Here is a 21,267-nt window from a genome sequence, read left to right on the forward strand (position 1 = left end):
TGCGCCTAACTGCACCGCTAAACAAATGGCTGACTGTGCTTATTCTTGGCTAAGCGGGCTATCTAGAATGGTCGATCCCACCACCCGCTCGGGCCTCACGTCATGTCTTCGCGCCGCTTTCCGCTGCTGCTCGTGGGCGCTTTTGCCGCCCTGTATCTGATCTGGGGTTCGACCTATTTTGTGATTCGTATCGGCGTCCAGTCGTGGCCGCCGATGTTGCTGGCCGGGCTGCGTTTCGTCGTGGCCGGTAGCCTGATGTTTGCCTGGTTGCGTTGGCGCGGTGTCCCGATGCCGACCGCCAAGGAGTGGCGGTCATGTGCAACCGTCGGCTTCCTCCTGCTCAGTTGCGGCAATGGCGGTGTCACCATTGCCGAGCACCTTGGGGTAGCGTCGGCGGTTGCGGCGCTGGCGATTGCCACCGTGCCGCTGTTTGCCTTGCTGTTCGGCTTGATCTGGGGCCAGCGAACCACGGGTCTGGAGTGGGGCGGGATCCTGCTGGGGCTGATCGGCATCGGCTTGCTCAATCTTGGACACAACCTTCAGGCCAGCCCTCTGGGCGCGGTGATCGTGTTGCTCGCAGCGGCGAGCTGGGCGTTCGGTTCGATGTGGAGTCGCCACCTCAGCCTGCCGAACGGTGCAATGGCGAGTGCAGCACAGATGCTCGTCGGTGGCGCCGTGTTGTTATTCGGCAGCCTGGTGAGTGGCGAGCGCCTGCAGCAGATGCCAGACATGGGCGGCTGGCTTGCGTTGATCTACTTGACGTTTCTCGGGTCCATCGTCGCGTTCAGCGCCTACCTGTATCTGCTCAAGCATGTGCGACCGGCAGCTGCGACCAGTTACGCGTATGTAAATCCGGTGGTGGCGGTACTGCTGGGTATTACGTTTGCCGGTGAGCGCATCGGGCCTGAGGAGTGGTTGGCGATGACGGTTATCGTCAGCGCGGTAATCCTGATCGGTTTGCCCCAATGGCGCCGGCCGAAGGTCGCAGCTGTGGCGAGCGAGACCTGAATCGAGCGCGCCATCGGCCTGATGGTGGTTGTATGATGACTTCCGCTTGGGCAAGATCGGACCAATCACTTAGTGGTCCTAACCTCGGACGACCCGCGCGCTACCTCGGCGCTCCATAGGCGCCGGGCTCGGTTTGGCCCGCCGTGTCATCTTCCTTCCGCTCATCTCAACAGGCGATCCGATGCCCGCTGCGAAACCTCCTGCCAACGACACCTTCTTCATCCTGTCTCTGGTGGTGTTCAACTTCATCTCGTTCATTTCCATCGGCATCCCGTTGGCGTCGCTGCCGGGCTACATCCACGAAAATCTCGGCTTCAGCACTGCTATCGCCGGCATCGTGATCGGTGCGCAATACCTGACCACCTTGCTCTGCCGCCCGCTTGCGGGACGGTTGGCGGACGAGCGCGGGGCGAAGAAGACCGTGTTGATCGGCATGGCGTCCGGGTTGCTGAGTGGCCTGTTGCTGCTCGCGTCGGCGTTGCTGGAATCCTGGCCGATGGCAAGCATCGCCGTGATGGTCGGCAGCCGGTTGATTCTTGGGTTTGCGCAGAGCTTGATCGGCATATCGGCGATCAGCTGGGGCATCAGCCGACTGGGCGCGGAAAGCACAGCGCGAATGATCTCCTGGAATGGCGTGGCGGCTTATGGCGGCGTCGGGATCGGCGCACCGCTTGGTGTCTTTCTCACTCAATCCTTGGGCCTGTGGAGCCTGGGTGTCGTGACGATGGCGCTTGCCTCGACCGGCCTCGCATTGGCTTGGCGGCGCGGTGATGCACCGCTGAATCCGGGCAAGCGCTTGCCGTTCGGCAAAGTCCTGTGGAAGGTCGCACCGCCTGGTATCAGTCTGGCGTTGGCCACCATTGGTTACGGCACATTGACCGCTTTCATCGCGCTGTACTACAACGCCCGCGGCTGGGATGGCGCGGCCTGGTGCCTCACTGCCTTTGCGTTTGCCTTTATCGGGACGCGGTTGTTGTGTCCGAACCTCATCAACCGCGTCGGCGGTTATTCGGTGGCGATGGTGTGCCTGGTGGTGGAGATTTTCGGGCTCTTGTTGCTCTGGCTTGCGGAGGCGCCCAGCTTTGCCCTGGCAGGCTCCGCGCTGACGGGCTGCGGGCTGTCCTTGCTCTATCCCGCGCTGGGGGTTGGCGTAGTGTCACGCGTGGGAACGGCCAATCGCAGCTCGGGCCTCAGCGTGTTCGCCATGTTCTTCGACCTGTCGCTGGGTCTGTCTGGCGCGATCATGGGCGTGCTAGCGGCTTACATCGGCATGCAGAGCATCTTTCTTGGCGCTGCGGTGGTGGCAGTAGGCGCGCTCGGAATCGTCTGGCTTTTGCTCCGTCAGGAGCGCGCCACCCAGGCGTGAGCGATGACCAAACCGCTGCAGAAGCCTTCTGCTCGCTTCGGCGGTACAGGCTCGATTGAGGGTTCTGGTCGCGTCGTATCTGAGCGAGAGAGCGAATGGCTTTCGACCTCACCCGTCATCTGAGAGGGCAGGCGTACTGTTAAACCTGCGCGCCTGCGGGCTCAACGCTGAGCCCGTTTCTGTTTGTTCTGTTGCAACGTAAGGGCGACGTACGGGGTATGCCGGCTAGACGATGCTTATCGGCCGGCCGCGCAGCACTCGAGGTCCATCGACGCACGCCTCGCCAGTGCCGCCGCGCTTGGGCGATAGTCAGTCTTACAGCGCCGCAGCTGCCTCCAGAACTCAAGCGGCTGCTTGGGGTTGAGGTCGGATCGCTTGACCAGGGTTTCTAGAGTTTTGCTGCTCATGTGGCCTCCAATGTCTCGGTCGAGTGGTTGGTGGTCCTGAAAAAAGTCGCATCCTTGCGCCAGCCGTCGCGGCTTTCCATGGCTCCGAGACTGCCCGGATTCGGTTACAGGTTGTTGACAAACCCAGCCCGTTTCGGCGCGCCGATGAACGGCGTTTTCGGATCGCATACCTTGATCGTTGGCGCTCGCCGAGTGTGGAGAAAGTATATATAGCGGTGTAACTGGCGCGGGTGGGGCATCTAGCGTTTCGTTGCTATCTAAATGCAATTATTTATTGTCTATGTGTTGCGCTTGTAATGGCAGTTTGAACTGTACGCCGTTCATCTAGATATACTTTTTTTTTAGAACTCTTGGGCCGCTCTTGTCCTCCGAGATAGTGAGGCGGCTGCAAAGCGGTCGCCATTTTAAGTACCACCAAGTAACTGGAGTAATCTCATGTCGAACGATAAGAGCGGAAATCCGGGTAACTTTGCAAACGACCGCGAAAAGGCCTCCGAAGCTGGGCAAAAAGGCGGTCACAACAGCGGCGGCAACTTTGCCAACGATCCGCAGCGCGCCTCCGAAGCCGGCCAGAAGGGCGGTCAGAACAGCGGCGGCAACTTCGCTAACGACCGCGAGAAAGCTTCTGAAGCCGGCCAGAAAGGCGGCCAGAACAGCGGTGGCAACTTTGCCAACGACCGCGAGAAGGCCTCTGAAGCCGGTAAAAAAGGCGGCGAGAACAGCCACGGCGGCGGCCGCAAATCGTAACACGTTAACGCATTATTGCTAACGTAAGCGAACATAAACGGAACTTGCTAAGCAAGTTCCGTTTTTTTATGCCGTTTGATTAAGCGGCATGGTAATGATGGCAAGTCGCATGGTTGTAAGTTGTACAAGTTTGGTGCAACAAGGCTGTGACTGTTCTTTGCTGTTTCGCGATCACAGATAACTTGCCGTAGCTCATCAGAGAATTATGTCAGCGGAACAGTGCTTTAGGTGTCGCAGCGGCATCCTGCCGTATCCACAGCCCTACTGCGACGAGGAGGACCGCATGACCGAGACCAACAAGCGCGAACACGAACATGACTGTCTTGAACAAGTGATCGACGGTGTCGTCGAGTTAGGCGATAACCAATCTAAGGTATCGGTTGGCGACATTCAGGACAAAATCGGTCAGCGCAGTTTCGGGCCGTTCCTGTTCGTTCCTGCAATCATCGAGATCAGCCCGGTCGGCGGTATTCCCGGCGTGCCGAGCATGCTCGCACTGATCGTCGCGTTGTTCGCCATCCAGATGTTGTTGGGTCGGCATCATTTCTGGATGCCCGGATTTCTCGCGCATCGCTCGGTCAGCGGTCAGAAGCTTGAGAAGGGCCTGAACAAAATCCGTCCGGTTGTGCGCTGGCTGGACAAAGTGAGCAATAAGCGTTTGGTCTGGGCCACCAGCAACAGCTTTCTACGAGTGATTGCGGTGCTCTGCGTAGTGCTTGCGACCTCGGTGCCTCCGCTTGAACTGTTGCCCTTCGCCAGCACCGCGCCGTTCTCGGCCATCTGCCTGTTCGGTCTGGGTATCACCACCCGAGACGGAGCAGCCATCGTCCTTGGGCTGATTGTGGCGGTCGGCGCGTTCGTGCTTGCGGGAATGGGGCTGATGGGCTGATTGCCTCGCCCCAACGCGGTCCGCCCGCTTCGTTCTATTGGCTCAGCCAGACTACTCGTCCAGGTGAGCGCTGCCTCGCGGCGCTGTGCCGGGATGGCGTGCATACAGACGCGACAGCGGTGCCGCGGACACGCCGTGAATCATGATCGATGCGAAGATCAACGCGCTCGCCGCATGCCAATAGAGCGGATCGTGCAGATGGCTATGGGCGAGCGCGGCGTAGTAGATCGCGGCGATACCCAGCGGGCCGAACCAGCCGAGGTAGAGCGAGTCGCGGGAATTGAGCGAATGGCGCCAGGTGCTGGACATCACCATCACCACCGGAGGCCTGCGCAACAGCAGAACCAGCAACGCAAGCGCCACCAGCGGCCATCCCAGCGCTACCCACTCGTGCAAGGGAAGAGCGATGCCGAAGATCACAAACATCGGCAGCGTGAATAGCTTTGCCACTGCTTCCTGGATGTTTTCTTCTTCCTGCTCTTCGTGCTTCTCGCTGAAGAGGTTGAATGCCAGCCCCGCTGCGAATACCGCCAGCACGCCATCTGTCTGCAGTAGCTTGGCGAGTCCCAGCGTCAATAGCGAGAACGCCACGGTGTAGCCCAGCAGAGAGGAACTGGCAACCAGCTTCTTGTGCTCTGCAACGGCCAGCAGCTTGGCTGCTGCAAAACCCACGATTGCGCCCATCAACGCGGCACCACCGATGCCGATCAGTACCGACTCGATGAGCCAGCGCGACCAGGCCTGATCAGGCGAATGGCTGAGCATGAGAATTGGCAGCATAACGAAGGCGTAAGCCAGGCCGTCGTTGGCTCCGGATTCGGCCGACAGGGTGTCGCGCAGCCGCAACGGGAGGTGCTGTTTTGCGAACTTGCCGGTCACGATCGAGCTGGCGACTACCGGGTCGGTCGGTGTGACCACTGCACCCAGCAGCAGGGCTGCCCACAGCGACAACCCCAGCAGCCAACCGGCCAACAGGGATGACACCAGCCACATGCCGAGCATGACGAAGATCAGCAAGAGCATGACGGGCTTGAGCATGGCCTTGAGCGCCGCACGCTGCAGGCGCAGGGCAACACCCATCAGTCCGATCGCCAGCGTCAGCCGCGCCGCTTGCTCGAGAATGCTGAAGGTCTCGCCCCAGCGTGCGAGATCGAGCCAACTCAAGCCATATGGACCGACGGCAAGGCCGACCAGCACGGCGAGCGCCGGCTCGGATACAGGGCTACGCTTGATCAGCGCCGACAGCAAGGCAATACAGACGGCAACGCCGCCCATGATGGCAAGTGCAATGTTCAGCTGGGACATGAAGGCTCCGAGTTCGCAGTACCTCTATTGCGAGGGGTGCCGGTAACAAAATGTTCCGCTAGCGGCCTGCGCGTTTCATGCACGCCAGATGGCGATCATTGACTCGATTGGCAAACCAGGCGGTCGTCAGGTTGCGTGTGATCTTCGGACTTTCCAGCCGAATGCCAGGCAGCACCGCGCGGGGCAGAGGCTTTCCTGCACGCTTCTCAGCCAAGGCGAACACGCGCTCATACAGCGTGGTTTTCTCGAATCCGTGCGTGTCGCCGCGCTCCAGTGCGTTGCGAATCGCTGTCTCGCTCATGTCGAGCTTGCCCGCTAGCGAACGAACCGCACGCTCGGTCTGGCCGGCTTTGCTGCTGCCATGAATGATCAGATCGCCATCGAGGGTCAGCTTGATCCCGCTCGCGCGGCTGACCGCGGCCTGAAACGCGGCGTTGCGGCTGGCATACCAGCCGGCATTGAAGTCTGCGAAGCGGTACAGCGGCTGGGTGTAACTAGCGGGGTAGTCCAGCAGATGTGCAATGCCGAAGTACATACCGCCGCGGCGAGTGAACACCTCATCCCGGATAGAGCCTTCACGGCGGTAGGGATAGTCGCGTGCGCGGTCTTCGGCGAAGGCGATACTGACTTGCATGGGGCCACCGGTCTTGACTGGGTTGAGCGTGCCGAACAGCTGTTTGCCGAGCGGCATGATGCCGAGGAAGTCGTCGAAGATTGCGCTCAGCTGTTCTTCAGTGCGCACCGCCGCGAGGCGCTGGCTGTAGGTCTTGCCGTTGGGTGATTGAACGTCCAAGGCCGCATCTACGATAAAGCGTGGGACATGCAGTCGGGACGCGCGCCGGTAGATCTCATCGCGGGCAATTTTCGCCAGGCCTGGGACCGGTGGGGTCGCCTGGAAAGTGGATTCCTGCACCGTGACGGCCAGGACGGCGCAGAGGTTCTCGTTAGTCGGCGGGATCGCCAGCGCATCGAAGGCGGCGTAGATGTCGGTGGCCCAGCCCTGTCGATTCGGGATGTTGCTGGGGATCAGCCGGACGATCTTGGCGCGGACTTCGTCCGGCCGGGGCGCAGGCACCTCCGGTTTTTGCGTGCCGCAGCCGGCCAGGCCGAGCATCAAGGCGCTGGTGAGCGTAACGGCGAGTCGGCGCGCAGCCCGGCTGGAGAGAGTCGGCGTTGGTGCGTGCGAGTCGACAGTCGAACGCTGTCGAGTTGAGAACTGAAAAATCATGCGGTCCCATCTGGATACGTGGTTCAGGTTCCGACAGTAAAACAGACGCAGCCGTTCTGCAGCCGCTGAGGTGCTGTTCACTGCCGGTGAACTTGCGAGGTTCCCGCTGTCCGAAACCTGACGAGCCACCGGGCGTGCCGGTGGCGCCAAACACCGACGAGCACCTGACCTCATGAGCGAATCGCACTTCGACGTTCGGCGACTCGAACGTTACGACAGCACCACCCGTGAATACTTGCTGGCCATCATCACAGATGAAGACCACGCGTCCCAGGTTGAACTGGACAGCGGCCAAATCGCCTGGCAATCAACCCTGCGCCATGATCGACTGCACCGTGACGTCGACCCGCAAACGGGCAAGCCAAACTACCGTTTCGAGGACATCCCTGAGCATGAGGGTGGCGAGTTTCAGCTAGTCAGCCTGATCGCCGAGGGCGGGCGCGGCGCTGAATTCTCCGAGCTGGCCATGTTCGGCAAGCGCTTGGTGACCTTCGACGACCGCACCGGATTGGTCTGTGAGATCCGCGACCAGAACCAGCTGGTGCCTCGAAACATTCTCATGACCGGCAGCGGCGACGAAGCCTTCAAGGGTTTCAAAGCGGAGTGGGCAACGCTCTACAACGACAAATTGGTCGTCGGCAGCCACGGCAAGAGGGCCTCTGAGGAGTGGGTGAAGCTGCTCGACCGCCACTACGCCGTACAAAGCGTGGACTGGTCGGAGCGCTATCAACGCATCCGCGACGCGCTGGGCGTCGGGCCGGACGGCTATGTGATCCACGAGGCGGCCGAGTGGCACCCGTATCGCCGTGAGTGGCTTTTCTTTCCGCGCAAGATCTCGACCGAGCCATTCGACGAGGCGATCGATGAGCGGGAGCGTGGCGCCAACACCTTGATTATTGCCAACGAAGACTTCAGCCAGATCCGGACCCTTGAGGTTGGTCAGCGGGTTCCTGAGCGGGGCATTTCATCGTTTAAGATACTGCCGGGCCATCCCAACGAGTGCGTTGGCCTGAAAAGCGTCGAGATCGGCTCTCGAACCGAGAGCTACCTGTTCTGCTTCAACCTCGACGGCGAGGTGCTGCAGGACGATATCTTCATTGGTGATTACAAGTGCGAGGGTTTGGAAATTCTCTGATGGCCGTTCCCGTTGCCCCGAAGGCCATTGCTCGCCATGCCGAAACACAGCAGGCTGCCAATCAATCGCCCCGTTTTCGGCTACGCTGAGGTTCCCGACTGCCGTTACAGATTCGACCATGCATCAGCACGTCCTCGCCCAGTCTCGTTCAGCTTCGGAGTCCAGTTTCTGGCGCGATGAGGCGCTGCCGTTCATCGAGTCGCGCACTGTAGAAGATGGCCGCCGCGTCTGCTATGCGCGGCACAGCCACGAAACCTTCTCCATCGGGTTGATCGACAGCGGCGCCAGTACCTGCATCAACGGCGACCATCAGTGCCGCGTCGAAGCCGGCACGCTGGTGCTAATGAACCCCGGCGATGTACACGCCTGCAATCCGATCCAGAATCAGCCATGGGCGTATCGCATGCTTTATGTCGATGCTGGCTGGATGAGTCAGTTGCAGGACGACCTGGGGATGGGGGGCGGCGGTTTTCGCTGCTTCGCCCCAATAATGACCCGCGATCCGCTGCTGCAGTCGGGCTTTCGCCGCTTTCATGCAGTGCTCGTCGATGACAACGCCGACTTGCTGCAAAAGGAAACCGCCGCCGTATCTTTCTTCTCTTTGCTGCACGAGCGACTAGGGCTCGAGGTCGGGCTCCCGGAGAGTGACCTGAAACTGCAGCGTGCCGCCGAGTTCATCGCCGACAATTATCAGCGCTCCCTCAAGCTGGGCGAGATCAGCCTCATGGCAGGCGTCTCACCGTCGAGCCTCATCCGCGCCTTCAAAAAACAGTTCGGGATGACTCCACATGCCTATCTGACCAATCGGCGCGTGCAGTTTGCGCGCGCCGAGCTGCGGCGTGGCCGGCCTATTGCAGATGTGGCGCTGGATGCGGGGTTTGCTGACCAGGCGCACCTGCAGCGCGCCTTCAAGCAACTGCTGGCCGCCACGCCCGGGCACTATCGGACAGGAAGCCGAAACGTGCGCCACGACACCCGTCAGGTCAGCAGCAGGTAAGCCGCGCTGGCGACCAGCAGCGCTGCCATCACCCGATTGAACAGCCGTACCCGTGCGGGCTTGTCGAGATGTTGCCGCAGGAAGGTGCCCGCATACGCCCAACACGCCAGTGAGGCATAGCAGATCACGAAGTAGATCGCTGCGAAGCGCCAGACTGAGGGCGCGTCGCCCGCGGCAGCGAACAAGCCCATGCCCGCTACCGAGGCCAGCCAGGCTTTGGGATTGAGCCACTGCATCGCTGCGCCATACAGCATCGTCGGCCGCATCGCAGGCTTGTCTGCATTCAGGCGACCGTTGTCTGCGGCCAGCCGAAACGCCATGTACAGCAGAAATGCCACGCCAGCCAGCTTGATCGACTCGGTCAGCCAGGGCCAATGATCGAGAAGTTCGTTCAGCCCCAGCCCGATCAGCAACAGTAGCAGCGTGAAGCCAATGGTTGCGCCGCTGACGTGACGCATGGCTGGCCGCAAACCGAACTGCGCGCCAGCGCTTAGCGCGACGATGTTGACCGGGCCGGGCGATATGGAGGAAGCCAGCGCGAAGGCGGCCATGGACAGCAAAAGACTCATCGAAAGCTCCTGAAAGTACGCATGAACATCAGCGCGACGATAGGAGCGGGAACTGCCGCGGTATTGAAGAAAATGCGCGTTGTGCGGCTTACCAGCGCAACAGTCGTGGGCCGAGGAGGGCGCCGACGGCGGTGGGTATGAGCATGCCGAGCACATACCAAACGGCCCAGAAGGCGACACTCATCTCAGGACAATGCAGGCTGTAGGCTAGGGTTGCCATCGAACCGGCCAACAACCCCCCGGCTGCGCCGGCAAGACGCAGCCGGGTCGGCGCAAAGCCGCGGATTGCCCAGAACACGCAGACGAACGCTGGAATCGACAGTAGCGCAATGTTCACCGGGCAGACTCGCCAGGTTTCTCCGAAAATCAGTGCCCAACGGTTATGGGCCGAAACGCTGAGCAACAGGCCCAACGCCGCCAGCCAAACCGCTACCACCGGCGCTGCGACAGTGACCCAGCCGTTACCCACAGGCGCTCCCGGTCTGGCCAGTCGCGTGGTTACCAGCAGAGCGCCCGCAAGCAGGCTCGCCGGCAGCGCAAGCTTGGCCCAGAACAGCGGTGTCGCCGCGACTTGCCCAATGTCCGGGCGAATGCCGAAGCCCGTCAGTAACACCAGCAATGCCAGCGCCAGCCCGAGGACCAGGGCTGTACCAAAGCGGCGCGTGACGATCTGCCGATCCACGGGCGGTGCGTGGTTGGCGAGCATGTTGATCAGCTCGTCGGTCTTCATCGATGACCTCCAATCAGGGCGGCCAGCGCTTTCAGTCCGCGGTGAACGCCCACCTTGACTGCTGAAGCCGAAAGACCGGTACGTCGAGCGGTTTCTTCCACCGAAAGCCCCTGTAATTTGACGTGAAAAATGGGCAAGCGTTGCTTGTCCGGCAGTTGATCGAGCAGCCGCGCCAGGTCCCGCTGCGCCTGTTGGGCCTGATGATCTTCGTCGGCCAGCAGCTCTTCTTGGTCGCTAAGGGGATCGTTCAAGGCGTCGTGCCTTGCATGGGCCCGGAAATGATCCATCAGTTTGTAGCGGGCAATCGCCTGTACCCAGGCTGTCACCGGTTGCTCGGACCGATAGGTATGCCGCGCGTTGTGCACCGCAAGCAACGCTTCCTGGAGTAGGTCTTCGACCTCGGGCGATTGCAGCCTGCGCCTGAGAAAACTGCGCAGATGTGCGCTGAGCAGCGTCAGGAATTGCCGGTACGCCGCCTCGTCGCCGTCCAGCCCCAGCAGTAGCAGCTGTTGCAGATGGGCTTCGCGTGCCTTCAACGCCTCGTGACTGGTAGTTCGTTGCATCGGTCGCTCTGGTTACACGCAAGGAAAAAATCGATGCTGCCCGTCCTTTGCCTCCAGCCAACGGCAGGGCGGGGCGCGCCGCTACGGTAGGTCGAGACGGAAGAATTCTCAAAGATATATTTCTTGCTGCTGCTGTAACCAATCGACCGTACTGGGCGAACTACTGGTCGAGCTGCCAGTAAAACCACTGGCAGCAACACCGCATGGAGAAACAACCGATGAACAATCTCGCCCTTGCTGCTGCAGCCGTTGCGCTTGCATCCATCGCCGCCGGTGCCACGGCTGCGGAAAAGACCGAAGGTGCCATGGAGAAATGCTATGGCGTCGCGCTCGCCGGTCAGAACGATTGCAAGGCTGGTGCGGGCACCAGCTGCGCCGGCAGTTCGAAGGTGGATTACCAGGGCAATGCCTGGAAGAACGTACCCGCAGGGACCTGCACCTCGATCAAGACACCCGAAGGCATGGGTTCGCTGACGCCGATCGAATCCTGATAGGAGGTTCCGCATGAGCGTGTCGGCTCTGGGAGCAGGCCTGGGACTCAAGCCTGAGCACTATGAGGCGGCGCACGACTGTGCAGCGCCGGGGCTCTGGTTCGAAGTGCACCCGGAGAACTACATGCTCGGCGGCGGTCCTCGTCTGGCCTGGCTAGACGCTATCGGCGAGCGCCATCCGCTTTCACTGCATGGCGTATCGCTGTCGCTGGCGGCCGATTGCCCGCCGGACGAGGCCCATCTGCAACGCCTCAGGACGCTGGTCGAGCGCGTTCAGCCGGCCCTAGTTTCCGAACACCTGGCCTGGTCCGCCTGGCGAGGTCAGTACAATCCCGATCTCCTGCCGTTTCCGCGTACCGGTGCAGCCTTGAACCGTATCGTCGACAACGTTCAGCGCACCCAGGAACGCCTCGGGCGACAGATTGCGGTGGAAAATCCCAGCCACTACCTGCACCTCGACGGGCATGAGTGGGATGAAATCGAGTTTCTCACCGAGCTGTCGCGCCGCAGTGGCTGCGGCCTGTTGCTGGACGTCAACAACGTACACGTCAGCGCCCACAATCTCGGCTTCGATGCCGCTGCCTATATCGACGGTTTTCCCGCTGAAGCCTTACTGGAAGTGCATCTGGCCGGACATAGGCAGGACAGCTCGGAGCTCTCAGGGCTATTGATCGACTCCCACGACGCGCCGATAGCTGACGCCGTCTGGTCGCTTTATGAACGGTTGATCGAGCGCATTGGCCCGCGGCCCACACTGATCGAACGTGACGACCAGTTGCCAACCTTCGCCGAACTGTTGGTCGAGCGCGACCACGCGCAGCGACTGCTGGAAAGGAGGAGGGCGGCATGACGCGCTCGCTCGCCGAGTTTCAGGATGGCTTGACCGAAGCGCTATGGGCCAGCGAACCCATGGCGACTAACTCGACCGCTGCCGCCCCCCCAGCTGATTGGCTGGCGAGGCTTATCGCGCAGCCGGGGTTCGCGGTGTACCGCAACACCGTGATGAAAGGGTGTGTAGATGCCTTGCGTGCGAACTTTCCGACGGTCGAGCGGCTGGTAGGCGCCGAGTGGATGAGCGCAGCGGCCTGCGTTTTCGCGCAGCAGTGCCCTCCGACCCAGCCGCAGTTGATCAGCTATGGCGATGGCTTTGCAGACTTTCTGCAGCGTTTCGAACCTGCCCGCGATTTGCCGTACCTCGCCGAGATCGCGCGCCTTGATCGCCTGTGGCTTGAGGCGTTTGCCGCGGCGGAACAACCTCGACTGGAACTACATACGCTGAGCTCGATGACGCCGATCCAGCTGGCCGAATTGCATTTGCGACCCCATGCAGCGGCGCGCTGGCATTGGTCCGTTTTGCCGGCGTTCAGCCTATGGCGTTGCAACCGCGAAGGCATCGAACTGCCTGATCCACTGCTCTGGCAGGGCGAGGGCACGTTGCTCTGCCGGCGAGAGAACCGTGTCGTCTGGCAGCCCTTGAGCGTTGGCGGCTGTACCTTTCTCGACGCCTGCGCCGATGGCCATACGCTTGCCAGCGCATCGGATCTTGCGCTCGAGGCCCAGCCCGCGCTGGATTTCAATGCACTGCTGGCGTGCCTGTTTGCCGCTCGGGTCTTCGCCATCGATTGATCAGCAACTGGAGTGACCGACATGCACACCCTGCACAGGAACCCAGCCAGCCCGACATCGAGTCCGTTGCAGCACTGGAATCGACTCGCCGTATGGCTGCAACACCACACCAGCGACTCGATGTTGGGTCTGGTGGCGCGCTTGGCCATCGCCGCAGTGTTCTTTTATTCGGGGCGAACCAAGGTCAGCGGCGTTCTTACAATCAAACCCAGCACCTTCAGCCTGTTCGAAACCGAGTACGCGCTGCCGCTGTTGTCGCCTTATCTTGCAGCGCATCTGGCCACCTATGCCGAGCATCTGTTCCCACTGCTGCTGGTGCTCGGCCTGTTGGCGCGGCTATCGGCATTGGCCCTGCTCGGCATGACGCTGGTGATCCAGCTCTTCGTTTACCCCGATGCCTGGCCTACGCACCTGACCTGGATCGGCCTGATGCTGGTCGTTATCGGCCGTGGCGCTGGGCGTTGGTCGGCTGACCGGATGTTGGGCATTCGCTGAGGCGGCATGGTTGAGCGCCCGCTGTACCGTCGCAGGCTAAACTCAGCGCACCGTTTGCAGTCCAACGCGCTGTCTCCACACCGGAGTCGCCGCGCCGTTCTGCGCATTCACAACGGGAGATTCGATGGCCTCTATCGACTTGCTGATCAGCGACTGCGACGGTGTGATCGTCGACAGTGAAATCATCAGCCACCGCGTCCTGTTCGAGGCCCTGAGCCTGCATGTACCCGCCGAGCAGCTGCATGCCGCGCTGGAAGGGACCTTCGGTCTGACCGTTCCGAGCATTATCGATCTGATCGAAAAACGCTTCGACCTGACCATGCCGGAGACTTTCGATGCCGATCTACGCCGGCAGAGCGAGAAGGTCGTGGCGGAAGAAGTCCAGGCGATCCCAGGCGTGCGCGAAGCGCTGCTGGCCATCAAGCTGCCGCTGGCGGTGGCATCCAATAGCCGTTTGCACAACGTTCAAGTATCGCTGCAGCGTGCCGGCCTGACCGAACGGGTGGCCGGCAATATCTTCTGCGCCGAAATGGTCCGCTCACCGAAACCAGCGCCCGACGTGTACTTGCTGGCTGCCGAGCGCATGGGCGTCGCGCCGGGTCATTGTCTGGTCGTCGAAGACAGCCCGACTGGCGTGCTGGCGGCGCGTACGGCAGGCATGCAGGTGATCGGTTTTACCGGCGCCAGCCACATTCCAGCTGGGCATGACCAAGCGTTGCGTGAGCTGGGCGTAGCCGCCGTGATCAATCACATGCGTGACCTGCCCGCAACGGTCGAGGCGCTGGCCCGCTAAGCGCTGGCGGCCGAGGCGGGAAGAAACCGTCAAGCCTACGCAACGGTCCCTCAGCGCGCTTGTCTGTAGTGAAACGGACGTATTGCGAGCAACAGATGATTGAGCGTTGGAAGTGGTTTGTCATCCGCATCAGTAAGCGGCCCTGGTTCCGGGCCAGCTTGTATTCGGTATTGGGGATTGCTACCGCGCTGGTGGCGCTGGTGGCGGCGCCTTACATTCCCGAAGACGTGCCGACCAAGATCGGTTCCGATGCGGTCGACAACATTCTCGGCGTGTTGGCATCCAGCATGCTCGCCGTCACCACCTTCTCCCTGAGCATCATGGTGGCGGCCTACGGCTCGGCAACGAACAACGTCACGCCGCGCGCCATTTCCCTGTTGGTCGAAGACCCGACCACACAGAACACGCTCTCAACCTTTGTCGGCTCGTTCATTTTCAGCCTGGTTGGCATCATCGCGTTAAGCACCGGCCTTTACGGCGACAACGGGCGCGTAGTGCTGTTCGCGGCGACGATCTTCGTGGTCATCCTGGTGGTGTACGCGCTGTTGCGCTGGATTGATCAATTGTCCGGGCTGGGCCGCGTTGCCGAAACCACGGCCAGGGTCGAGAAGGCCGCCACCCAGGCGCTGTGCCAACGAATGGAGCAACCCTTTCTGGGCGGACGACCGCTGGAAGTCGATCCCAAAGCCCTGCCGGGCGCGCGCCCGTTGTATCCGCAAAAGATCGGCTTCGTGCAGCATATCGACATGCCCGCGCTGGGCGAACTGACCCAGTCGGAGGATCGCGCGGTTTATATATGCGTACTTCCCGGGATCTTTGTGGAGCCGTCGCAGCCAATCGCCTGGTCGGTGGGGATCGGTGAAGACTGCGACGACGCGCTGCGCGATGCTTTTGTCATCGGCGCGCAGCGGACCTTCGACCGAGACCCCCGGTACGGCATTATCGTCATGGCCGAGGTCGCCTCGCGTGCGCTGTCGCCCGCCATCAACGACCAAGGCACCGCAGTTGATGTGATTGGCCGGGGCGTTCGCGTGCTGTCGCACTTGTCCAGGCCGACGCCGCCGGAAGATCCAAAGTTCGACCGCGTATTCGCGCCGGGGCTGAGCGCAGCGGACATGCTCGACGATTTCTTTACACCCATCGCACGGGACGGTGCTGCGATCATCGAGGTGTGCATACGCTTGCAGCAAGCGCTGGCGTCATTGGGTCGACTCGGCGATGCGGCGGTTGCTCTTGCAGCGAACCGACATGCCTCGATGGCACTCAGACGTGCAGAGGCGGCGCTGACAATGCCGGACGACTATCAACGGGTGTGTCAGGCTGCAGACGCCGCCGGACTGTTGGACACCTCAAACCAGCAGGGGAAATAGAGTTTTGTGACGCTGAATGCGAGGGCGCTGCTGTTGAAACCTTACTTTTCCTTTACGCCCGCTACACACGAAGCTGACTGTCTTCGGCGTAAAGTCTGGTTCAGGCTGACGGAACAGCCAGCTCCCTTGGGTGGGTTTGCCGCAAACCGGCTGTCAGCTTAGAGTCAGCCATTGTGCATGCGGCAACCCGCTGCTTTTTTTGACCAGGAATCGGCTGTGGCGCGAGACCGGTCGTTTTTAACCCCATTTTTTCATCGTGGAGAGACCAGTCCCTATGATTCTTCGTAGAAACTTCCTGGCTGCCGTGGCCGGTGTAGCGCTGTTCGGACAGACGCTCATTGCCCACGCCGACCTGCCGGACTTCACGCCTCTGGTGGAGGATGCTTCGCCCGCAGTGGTGAACATCAGCACCAAGCAGAAGCAGCCGATGCGCGGCCACGCGCAGGCACAAATGCCTGATCTAGAGGGCATTCCGCCCATGTTCCGCGAGTTTTTCGAGCGCGGAATGCCTCAGCAGCCCGAGCGTCGCCGCGAAGCTCAATCGCTAGGTTCGGGTTTCATCATTTCTGAGGACGGCTATGTCCTGACCAATAACCACGTCGTGGCCGACGCTGATGAGATCATGGTGCGCTTGCCGGATCGTAGCGAGATGCAGGCCAAGCTCGTAGGAGCCGACCCGCGCAGCGACGTTGCCTTGCTGAAAATCGAAGGGGACGGCCTGCCGACCGTGAAGATTGGCAGCTCCGAAGAGTTGAAAGCAGGCGAGTGGGTTGTCGCGATCGGTTCGCCGTTCGGTTTCGATCACACGGTGACAGCAGGCGTGGTCAGCGCCAAAGGTCGCAGCTTGCCGAACGAAAGTTATGTTCCGTTCATTCAGACCGACGTGGCGATCAATCCGGGTAACTCGGGCGGTCCGCTGTTCAATCTCGACGGCGAGGTGGTAGGCATCAACTCGCAGATCTTCACCCGTTCCGGTGGGTTCATGGGCCTGTCGTTTGCGATCCCGATCGACGTCGCAATGGACGTGGCCAATCAGCTGCGTGAAGACGGCAAGGTCAGCCGCGGTTGGCTTGGTGTCGTCATTCAGGAAGTGAACAAGGACCTCGCCGAGTCCTTCGGCCTGGAACGTCCTGCTGGTGCGCTCGTCGCCCAGGTGATGGATGGCGGTCCGGCTGCCAAGGGCGGCCTGAAAGTTGGCGACGTGATCTTGAGCGTTGATGGCAAGTCGATCGATATGTCCGGTGATTTGCCGCATCTGGTTGGCGCGATGAAACCAGGCAGCAAGGCTAAGCTGGAAGTGGTGCGCGATGGCCAGCGCAAGACGCTGAACATCGACATCGGTGCGCTGCCTGAGGATGGCGACGTGCTGGCCTCTGCAGATGGTTCGAGCACCAAGAGCCAGAGCAATAACCGCCTGGGTGTTTCGGTTACCGAACTCTCCGACGCGCAACGTCAGGCGCTGGAGATCTCCGGTGGCGTAGTGATCAACGACATCAGCCAGGGCCCGGCAGCGATGATCGGCCTGCGTCCGGGGGATGTCATCACGCACCTGAACAACGAAGCGATAGATTCCGTTAAGACGTTCAGCCAGGTGGTCAAGGACCTGCCGAAGAACCGTTCAGTATCGATGCGGGTACTGCGCGACGGCCGCGCCAGCTTCATCACCTTCAAACTGCCGAAGTAAGCAGTCGCAAGCAAGACCAGAAGGCCCGCCATGTGCGGGCCTTCTTGCATCTCCAGGGGCGATATTGGTTCGTAAGCGCCCGGCTCGGCGGCACAGCAGGCGAACTCCTCGGCCCGGCAGTGGCTCCATATGGTTTGAGTAAAGCTCTGGAGGTTTCTATGAACCCGTCTCTGACGCTGGGATTATTGCTGCTACCGGCGGTGGCCATGGCTGAGCCGCTGCACCTTGAACGTGAGCTGAATGAATTGCGTGTCGATGTCGAGGTCAGTGAGCTCGAAACCGACACCCAACCCGGTATCGAGTCCGGGCTGGTGCAGGTACTGATCACCAATCACGAACGCTTCAAGGTGGCGTGCCAGCTCCATCCCGGCGAAACTGAAGCCTCGCCCGGCCTGGATAGCACGCCCATCACCATCATCGCGCCGGAGGGCCGCCGTGCGCTCACCATGAGCGGCGAGTACGGCGACTCAACGTTGAATGCGCTGTTGACCTGCATTCGGGACGAGTGACGCCCGGCCGGTCCGGTAATAGCGCCTGCCTGATCTTGATGTTGATGCATTCCCGCTCGGCTATGGCACGGCACGGCCAAAGGTGCAAATGGAACCTGTTTGGTACCCGGGTTTCCAAGTGCAATGCGCGCCGTCAAACGATCACTTAAGCTAGCGCGCCGCGCTGTACTCGTTTCGGCAGAAATATTTCGCGGCTGATCCGTCCGGGCGTCAAAGGAAGCCATATCTTGAATCACGCAACGGGAGCCAAGTCAGTACGGTCGGTACCGTTGCGCAGTCGGTTGTTGACCATTGCACTGGCAGGGATTCTGCCGCTGGCGCTGGTGGCCGGGCTGGGCATGCTCTCGATCGTCTCTGAACAGACGGAGTTGGCCAAGCAGCGCAGTCTTGAAGCTACGCGCCTCGCCGCGACGGCCGTTGAGGTCGAGCTGAGCCGGTCGCTCAATGTGCTCCAGGCGTTGTCGCAGTCGCCACTGCTCGATGACGGCGATATCGATGGATTCGCCGATATGGTTCGCCGCGTGTTGCCCTCGGTGCCCAGCTGGTATGCCTTGCTGATCGTCAGCCCTGAAGGTGAGGTGCTGAGGCGGGTTTCGCTGCACAATCCTCCAGCTTCCAGAACCATCGCCGAGCCGCGCAGCTTCGCTGAGGTCATCCGAACAGGCAAACCGCAGGTTGGGAGCATGAGCAAGGGACCCGGCGGCGTCTGGGGCGTCCCTTTGCGTGTGCCAGTACACCAGGGCGACACAGTTCACTACGTACTGACTGCTGTGCTCAGGCCCCAGGGTGTCGCTGATGTGATCGCCAACCGAAGGTTACCGGCCGGCTGGGTCAACACTGTGCTGGACTCCAATGGTTTGCGTATCGCGCGCTCGCTGAATCACGAGGAGACGCTGGGGATGCCGGCTTCGCCCACGCTGGCGGCCATCCTGCAGGAGAACTCAGGCGAGGAGGGGATCGGCCTGTCCATGACCATGGAAGGCAATTCGGTCTACACCTCTTTTGTGAGATTGCAGCCGTCCGGCTGGGTGGTGGCGACCGGCGTTCCCACCGAAGTTGTCGAAGCCGGGGCGACGCGTGTCTATACGCTTTACGGTGGCGGGTTGCTGCTGTCGCTGGTGTTTGCGGTGACGGCGGCACTGTTCGCAACACGTCGAATCAACGTCCCGATGCGGCATCTGCGGCGGGCGGCTCAGGCGATTGGTCATGGGCAGGCGTTCAAGGCGCCTGAAAGCGAGATCGAAGAAATCCGTGAAGTCGGGCGCGCGCTCGAAAGCGCCGCGCAGGCGCGTCTGTCGAGCGAGGCCGAGCGTGACAACATGCTTTCGCGGCTGGAGCTGGCGCAGCAGGATCTGACCCAGCAGGTCAGCGATCTGGAGTTGGTCCAGGATCTGAGCAATCGCCTGCTACAGATGCCTGCACTGGGCGACCAGTTGCAAGCGATCATCGACGCCCTGTGCACGCTGCACGGCGCCGCGCATGGGCTGCTGGCGCTCAGCGACGGTTCGGCCGCCTTGCGCATTCATGCCTCGAGGGGCTTTTCAGTTGCTTCGTTGGCGATCATGGATGAAGCGCAGCCCGGCCTGGGTGCCTGTGGTATAGCGGTGCAAAAAGGGGAGCGCGTGGTGGTGACTGATACCGAAGCCGACCCCTGCTTCAGTGAGTTTGTCTCCGTTGCGCGCAGCGAGGGATTTCGTTCGGTTCACAGCACGCCCATTCGGCACAGCGACAACAGCGTACTCGGGACGCTTACGGTACAGCTCAAAGAGGCGCGATCCCCAACGGAAAGAGAGATTCGGCTGGCCGATGTCGTAGCGGGCCTGGCCGCGGTATTCATCGACCGGGCGCGGGCACAGACCAAGGCGGGTATGTTGGAGCAGCGCCTACAGGTAGCGCTGAACTCGTCCACCGTGCCCTTTGCAGTCCTGTCTCCCCATCGGAACCCGGCGGGCGAGGTGGACGACTTCTGCTTCGATTTCATCAACCTCACTGGCGCATCCAGCCTGCGCGGAACAGTCGACGAGCTGACTGGGCGGCGACTGCGCGAGGTGCTTGGCGAGGCCGCCAATCCGCAAGCATTGAAGACCTTGCTGGAGGCGGCCCGGTTTCAGCAACCGCGTGATTTGGAACTGCGCAGCACCGGGTTTGACAGCGAGCGCTGGGTGCGTTTGATCGCGACGCCGTTCGATCAAAGCCTGGCCGTATGGTTCGCTGACGTATCCCAGGCCAAGCATCACGAACAGGAAATTCGTGAATCTGCACGGCGCAAGGATGAGTTTCTCGCGACCCTGGCCCATGAGCTGCGCAACCCGTTGGCACCCATTCGCCTGGCTGCCGGCATTTTTGGTTCTGCGGCGGCAAGCGATGCGCAGAAACTCCGTAGCCAACAAATCATCGAGCGGCAGGTGCGGCATATGGCGCTGCTGCTCGACGATCTGTTCGACATCTCCCGCATCACGCTTGGCAAGCTGGTTCTGCGCAAGGAGCAGGTGGATCTGCGAACCATCATCGAGGCGGCCATCGAGACTGCCCGAGAGAAAATCGAGGCAAAGCAACATGAGCTGGTCGTGGCGCTGCCGGCCAGTCCTATTGTGCTGGACGCCGATCCGCTTCGCCTCGAGCAGATTCTGACTAACCTGCTCAACAACGCCGCTAAATTCACCCCCAACGGCGGCTGCATTCGCATCACGGCGACACGGGATGGTGACGCCGCCAAGGTTTCGGTGATCGATAACGGCCTGGGTATCGCGCGGGAACACCTCAGATTGATCTTCGAACGGTTTGCGCAGGTGCCCGTCGCCGGGACGCACATCAATTCCGGCCTGGGGATCGGCCTGGCACTGGCCAAAGGCTTGGCGAAGCTGCACGGAGCGGACCTTCGGGTACGCAGCGAAGGGCTCGGCCATGGCGCGGAGTTCAGCCTGACCCTGCCGGTTCTGTCTGCCAGCACTGCTGACGCAAGCCGTGATCTCAGCGAAAGCGTCACGCTGAACAAGCGGCTCGTTTTGGTTGCCGACGATAACCGGGACATTGCCGAAACCATGGCCGAGATCCTTCGGCTGGAGGGCCACGAGGTGCACTTGGCGTTTGACGGCAGCGAAGCGTTCGAACGTTATCTGCAGCTCAAGCCAGAGGTTGTGGTGCTGGACATCGGTATGCCCGGCCAACGGGGTGACGAAGTGGCGCGGATGATCCGCGCCCATCCCACCGGCGCCAGTGTGCGGTTGATCGCCATCACCGGCTGGGGCCAGCCGAGTGATCGGGAGCAGGCCTTGGCGGCAGGCTTCGATATTCATATGACCAAGCCGGTCGACCTGAGCCAGCTGATTAAGATAGTCGGCGGCTGAGGCCAAGC

The 21,267-nt window shown here is 61.3% G+C and carries 21 protein-coding genes; 15 read left to right on the plus strand and 6 right to left on the minus strand.

What is annotated here, in order from left to right; genetic code table 11:
- The first annotated feature begins 102 nt into the window (after positions 1–102).
- Both yedA and RT21_RS16920 read left to right on the plus strand, forming a co-directional pair.
- On the plus strand, positions 103–1,008 hold the full coding sequence (gene yedA / locus RT21_RS16915; RefSeq protein ID WP_046163643.1) for a drug/metabolite exporter YedA: 906 nt from the start codon (positions 103–105) through the stop codon (positions 1,006–1,008).
- Positions 1,009–1,189: 181 nt separating this feature from the next.
- On the plus strand, positions 1,190–2,374 hold the full coding sequence (locus RT21_RS16920; RefSeq protein WP_046163644.1) for an MFS transporter: 1,185 nt from the start codon (positions 1,190–1,192) through the stop codon (positions 2,372–2,374).
- A gap of 236 nt (positions 2,375–2,610) precedes the next feature.
- Here RT21_RS16920 and RT21_RS23840 read toward each other — a convergent pair whose 3' ends face one another.
- Positions 2,611–2,781, minus strand: coding sequence for a hypothetical protein (locus RT21_RS23840; protein ID WP_164863219.1), 171 nt, complete (start codon positions 2,779–2,781; stop codon positions 2,611–2,613).
- A 435-nt stretch (positions 2,782–3,216) separates the two neighbouring features.
- On the opposite strand from RT21_RS23840, the gene RT21_RS16925 reads away from it, so the two are divergent.
- Both RT21_RS16925 and RT21_RS16930 read left to right on the plus strand, forming a co-directional pair.
- Complete coding sequence (locus RT21_RS16925; RefSeq protein WP_025241475.1) at positions 3,217–3,528, plus strand: con-10 family general stress protein; 312 nt, start codon at positions 3,217–3,219, stop codon at positions 3,526–3,528.
- A 283-nt stretch (positions 3,529–3,811) separates the two neighbouring features.
- Positions 3,812–4,417, plus strand: a complete 606-nt coding sequence (locus RT21_RS16930; protein WP_046163645.1) for an exopolysaccharide biosynthesis protein — start codon at positions 3,812–3,814, stop codon at positions 4,415–4,417.
- A gap of 51 nt (positions 4,418–4,468) precedes the next feature.
- Here the strand turns inward: RT21_RS16930 and RT21_RS16935 are convergent, their stop codons facing one another.
- Both RT21_RS16935 and RT21_RS16940 read right to left on the minus strand, forming a co-directional pair.
- The gene (locus RT21_RS16935; protein ID WP_046163646.1) at positions 4,469–5,722 is read right to left on the minus strand and encodes a cation:proton antiporter domain-containing protein; all 1,254 of its coding nucleotides are present in this window, start codon (positions 5,720–5,722) and stop codon (positions 4,469–4,471) included.
- Between the two features lie 58 nt (positions 5,723–5,780).
- The gene (locus tag RT21_RS16940; protein ID WP_046163647.1) at positions 5,781–6,836 is read right to left on the minus strand and encodes a DUF1615 domain-containing protein; all 1,056 of its coding nucleotides are present in this window, start codon (positions 6,834–6,836) and stop codon (positions 5,781–5,783) included.
- 286 nt (positions 6,837–7,122) lie between these two features.
- On the opposite strand from RT21_RS16940, the gene RT21_RS16945 reads away from it, so the two are divergent.
- Both RT21_RS16945 and RT21_RS16950 read left to right on the plus strand, forming a co-directional pair.
- Positions 7,123–8,085 (plus strand): hypothetical protein, encoded by a 963-nt coding sequence (locus tag RT21_RS16945; RefSeq protein WP_046163648.1) that lies wholly within the window; start codon positions 7,123–7,125, stop codon positions 8,083–8,085.
- Between the two features lie 118 nt (positions 8,086–8,203).
- Positions 8,204–9,082, plus strand: a complete 879-nt coding sequence (locus tag RT21_RS16950) for an AraC family transcriptional regulator (RefSeq protein WP_046163649.1) — start codon at positions 8,204–8,206, stop codon at positions 9,080–9,082.
- On the opposite strand, the gene RT21_RS16955 is transcribed toward RT21_RS16950, so the two are convergent.
- From RT21_RS16955 to RT21_RS16965, 3 genes are all read right to left on the minus strand, one after another.
- A complete protein-coding gene (locus RT21_RS16955) occupies positions 9,064–9,651 on the minus strand; it encodes a LysE family translocator (protein WP_046163650.1) in 588 nt (195 codons plus the stop codon). The two genes, RT21_RS16950 and RT21_RS16955, sit on opposite strands and share 19 nt — an antisense overlap.
- A gap of 88 nt (positions 9,652–9,739) precedes the next feature.
- Positions 9,740–10,381 carry a DUF1109 domain-containing protein gene (locus tag RT21_RS16960; RefSeq protein ID WP_046163651.1) on the minus strand — a complete coding sequence of 214 codons (642 nt, stop codon included), beginning with the start codon at positions 10,379–10,381 and terminating at the stop codon, positions 9,740–9,742.
- The gene (locus tag RT21_RS16965; RefSeq protein ID WP_046163652.1) at positions 10,378–10,944 is read right to left on the minus strand and encodes a sigma-70 family RNA polymerase sigma factor; all 567 of its coding nucleotides are present in this window, start codon (positions 10,942–10,944) and stop codon (positions 10,378–10,380) included. Before RT21_RS16965 ends, RT21_RS16960 begins: the two co-directional genes overlap by 4 nt.
- Before the next feature lie 218 nt (positions 10,945–11,162).
- On the opposite strand from RT21_RS16965, the gene RT21_RS16970 reads away from it, so the two are divergent.
- The 9 genes from RT21_RS16970 to RT21_RS17010 all read left to right on the plus strand — a co-directional run bounded on the left by RT21_RS16970 (position 11,163) and on the right by RT21_RS17010 (position 21,259).
- Entirely contained in the window at positions 11,163–11,435 is a 273-nt protein-coding gene (locus RT21_RS16970) for a BufA1 family periplasmic bufferin-type metallophore (RefSeq protein ID WP_045426630.1), read from the plus strand.
- A 13-nt stretch (positions 11,436–11,448) separates the two neighbouring features.
- Complete coding sequence (locus tag RT21_RS16975; protein ID WP_046163653.1) at positions 11,449–12,285, plus strand: MNIO family bufferin maturase; 837 nt, start codon at positions 11,449–11,451, stop codon at positions 12,283–12,285.
- Positions 12,282–13,061, plus strand: coding sequence for an HvfC/BufC N-terminal domain-containing protein (locus RT21_RS16980; RefSeq protein WP_046163654.1), 780 nt, complete (start codon positions 12,282–12,284; stop codon positions 13,059–13,061). The genes RT21_RS16975 and RT21_RS16980 overlap by 4 nt, the downstream gene beginning before the upstream one ends.
- Before the next feature lie 21 nt (positions 13,062–13,082).
- Entirely contained in the window at positions 13,083–13,556 is a 474-nt protein-coding gene (locus RT21_RS16985) for a DoxX family protein (RefSeq protein ID WP_046163655.1), read from the plus strand.
- A 124-nt stretch (positions 13,557–13,680) separates the two neighbouring features.
- The gene (locus tag RT21_RS16990) at positions 13,681–14,349 is read left to right on the plus strand and encodes an HAD family hydrolase (protein ID WP_046163656.1); all 669 of its coding nucleotides are present in this window, start codon (positions 13,681–13,683) and stop codon (positions 14,347–14,349) included.
- A 95-nt stretch (positions 14,350–14,444) separates the two neighbouring features.
- On the plus strand, positions 14,445–15,719 hold the full coding sequence (locus RT21_RS16995; protein WP_046163657.1) for a DUF2254 domain-containing protein: 1,275 nt from the start codon (positions 14,445–14,447) through the stop codon (positions 15,717–15,719).
- A 274-nt stretch (positions 15,720–15,993) separates the two neighbouring features.
- Positions 15,994–17,403, plus strand: coding sequence for a DegQ family serine endoprotease (locus RT21_RS17000; RefSeq protein ID WP_045426645.1), 1,410 nt, complete (start codon positions 15,994–15,996; stop codon positions 17,401–17,403).
- A gap of 158 nt (positions 17,404–17,561) precedes the next feature.
- The gene (locus RT21_RS17005) at positions 17,562–17,912 is read left to right on the plus strand and encodes a hypothetical protein (RefSeq protein WP_046163658.1); all 351 of its coding nucleotides are present in this window, start codon (positions 17,562–17,564) and stop codon (positions 17,910–17,912) included.
- A gap of 227 nt (positions 17,913–18,139) precedes the next feature.
- Positions 18,140–21,259 (plus strand): hybrid sensor histidine kinase/response regulator, encoded by a 3,120-nt coding sequence (locus RT21_RS17010; protein ID WP_046163659.1) that lies wholly within the window; start codon positions 18,140–18,142, stop codon positions 21,257–21,259.
- Positions 21,260–21,267 lie beyond the last annotated feature (8 nt).

This window comes from Pseudomonas sp. 10B238, assembly GCF_000970615.1.
Lineage (GTDB): Bacteria > Pseudomonadota > Gammaproteobacteria > Pseudomonadales > Pseudomonadaceae > Stutzerimonas.

Excerpts from the sequence above, each read along its gene's own strand:
- yedA (WP_046163643.1), top strand. The coding sequence starts at position 103 with ATGTCTTCGCGCCGCTTTCCGCTGCTGCTCGTGGGCGCTTTTGCCGCC.
- RT21_RS16920 (WP_046163644.1), top strand. The coding sequence starts at position 1,190 with ATGCCCGCTGCGAAACCTCCTGCCAACGACACCTTCTTCATCCTGTCT.
- RT21_RS23840 (WP_164863219.1), bottom strand. The coding sequence starts at position 2,781 with ATGAGCAGCAAAACTCTAGAAACCCTGGTCAAGCGATCCGACCTCAAC.
- RT21_RS16925 (WP_025241475.1), top strand. The coding sequence starts at position 3,217 with ATGTCGAACGATAAGAGCGGAAATCCGGGTAACTTTGCAAACGACCGC.
- RT21_RS16930 (WP_046163645.1), top strand. The coding sequence starts at position 3,812 with ATGACCGAGACCAACAAGCGCGAACACGAACATGACTGTCTTGAACAA.
- RT21_RS16935 (WP_046163646.1), bottom strand. The coding sequence starts at position 5,722 with ATGTCCCAGCTGAACATTGCACTTGCCATCATGGGCGGCGTTGCCGTC.
- RT21_RS16940 (WP_046163647.1), bottom strand. The coding sequence starts at position 6,836 with ATGCTCGGCCTGGCCGGCTGCGGCACGCAAAAACCGGAGGTGCCTGCG.
- RT21_RS16945 (WP_046163648.1), top strand. The coding sequence starts at position 7,123 with ATGAGCGAATCGCACTTCGACGTTCGGCGACTCGAACGTTACGACAGC.
- RT21_RS16950 (WP_046163649.1), top strand. The coding sequence starts at position 8,204 with ATGCATCAGCACGTCCTCGCCCAGTCTCGTTCAGCTTCGGAGTCCAGT.
- RT21_RS16955 (WP_046163650.1), bottom strand. The coding sequence starts at position 9,651 with ATGAGTCTTTTGCTGTCCATGGCCGCCTTCGCGCTGGCTTCCTCCATA.
- RT21_RS16960 (WP_046163651.1), bottom strand. The coding sequence starts at position 10,381 with ATGAAGACCGACGAGCTGATCAACATGCTCGCCAACCACGCACCGCCC.
- RT21_RS16965 (WP_046163652.1), bottom strand. The coding sequence starts at position 10,944 with ATGCAACGAACTACCAGTCACGAGGCGTTGAAGGCACGCGAAGCCCAT.
- RT21_RS16970 (WP_045426630.1), top strand. The coding sequence starts at position 11,163 with ATGAACAATCTCGCCCTTGCTGCTGCAGCCGTTGCGCTTGCATCCATC.
- RT21_RS16975 (WP_046163653.1), top strand. The coding sequence starts at position 11,449 with ATGAGCGTGTCGGCTCTGGGAGCAGGCCTGGGACTCAAGCCTGAGCAC.
- RT21_RS16980 (WP_046163654.1), top strand. The coding sequence starts at position 12,282 with ATGACGCGCTCGCTCGCCGAGTTTCAGGATGGCTTGACCGAAGCGCTA.
- RT21_RS16985 (WP_046163655.1), top strand. The coding sequence starts at position 13,083 with ATGCACACCCTGCACAGGAACCCAGCCAGCCCGACATCGAGTCCGTTG.
- RT21_RS16990 (WP_046163656.1), top strand. The coding sequence starts at position 13,681 with ATGGCCTCTATCGACTTGCTGATCAGCGACTGCGACGGTGTGATCGTC.
- RT21_RS16995 (WP_046163657.1), top strand. The coding sequence starts at position 14,445 with ATGATTGAGCGTTGGAAGTGGTTTGTCATCCGCATCAGTAAGCGGCCC.
- RT21_RS17000 (WP_045426645.1), top strand. The coding sequence starts at position 15,994 with ATGATTCTTCGTAGAAACTTCCTGGCTGCCGTGGCCGGTGTAGCGCTG.
- RT21_RS17005 (WP_046163658.1), top strand. The coding sequence starts at position 17,562 with ATGAACCCGTCTCTGACGCTGGGATTATTGCTGCTACCGGCGGTGGCC.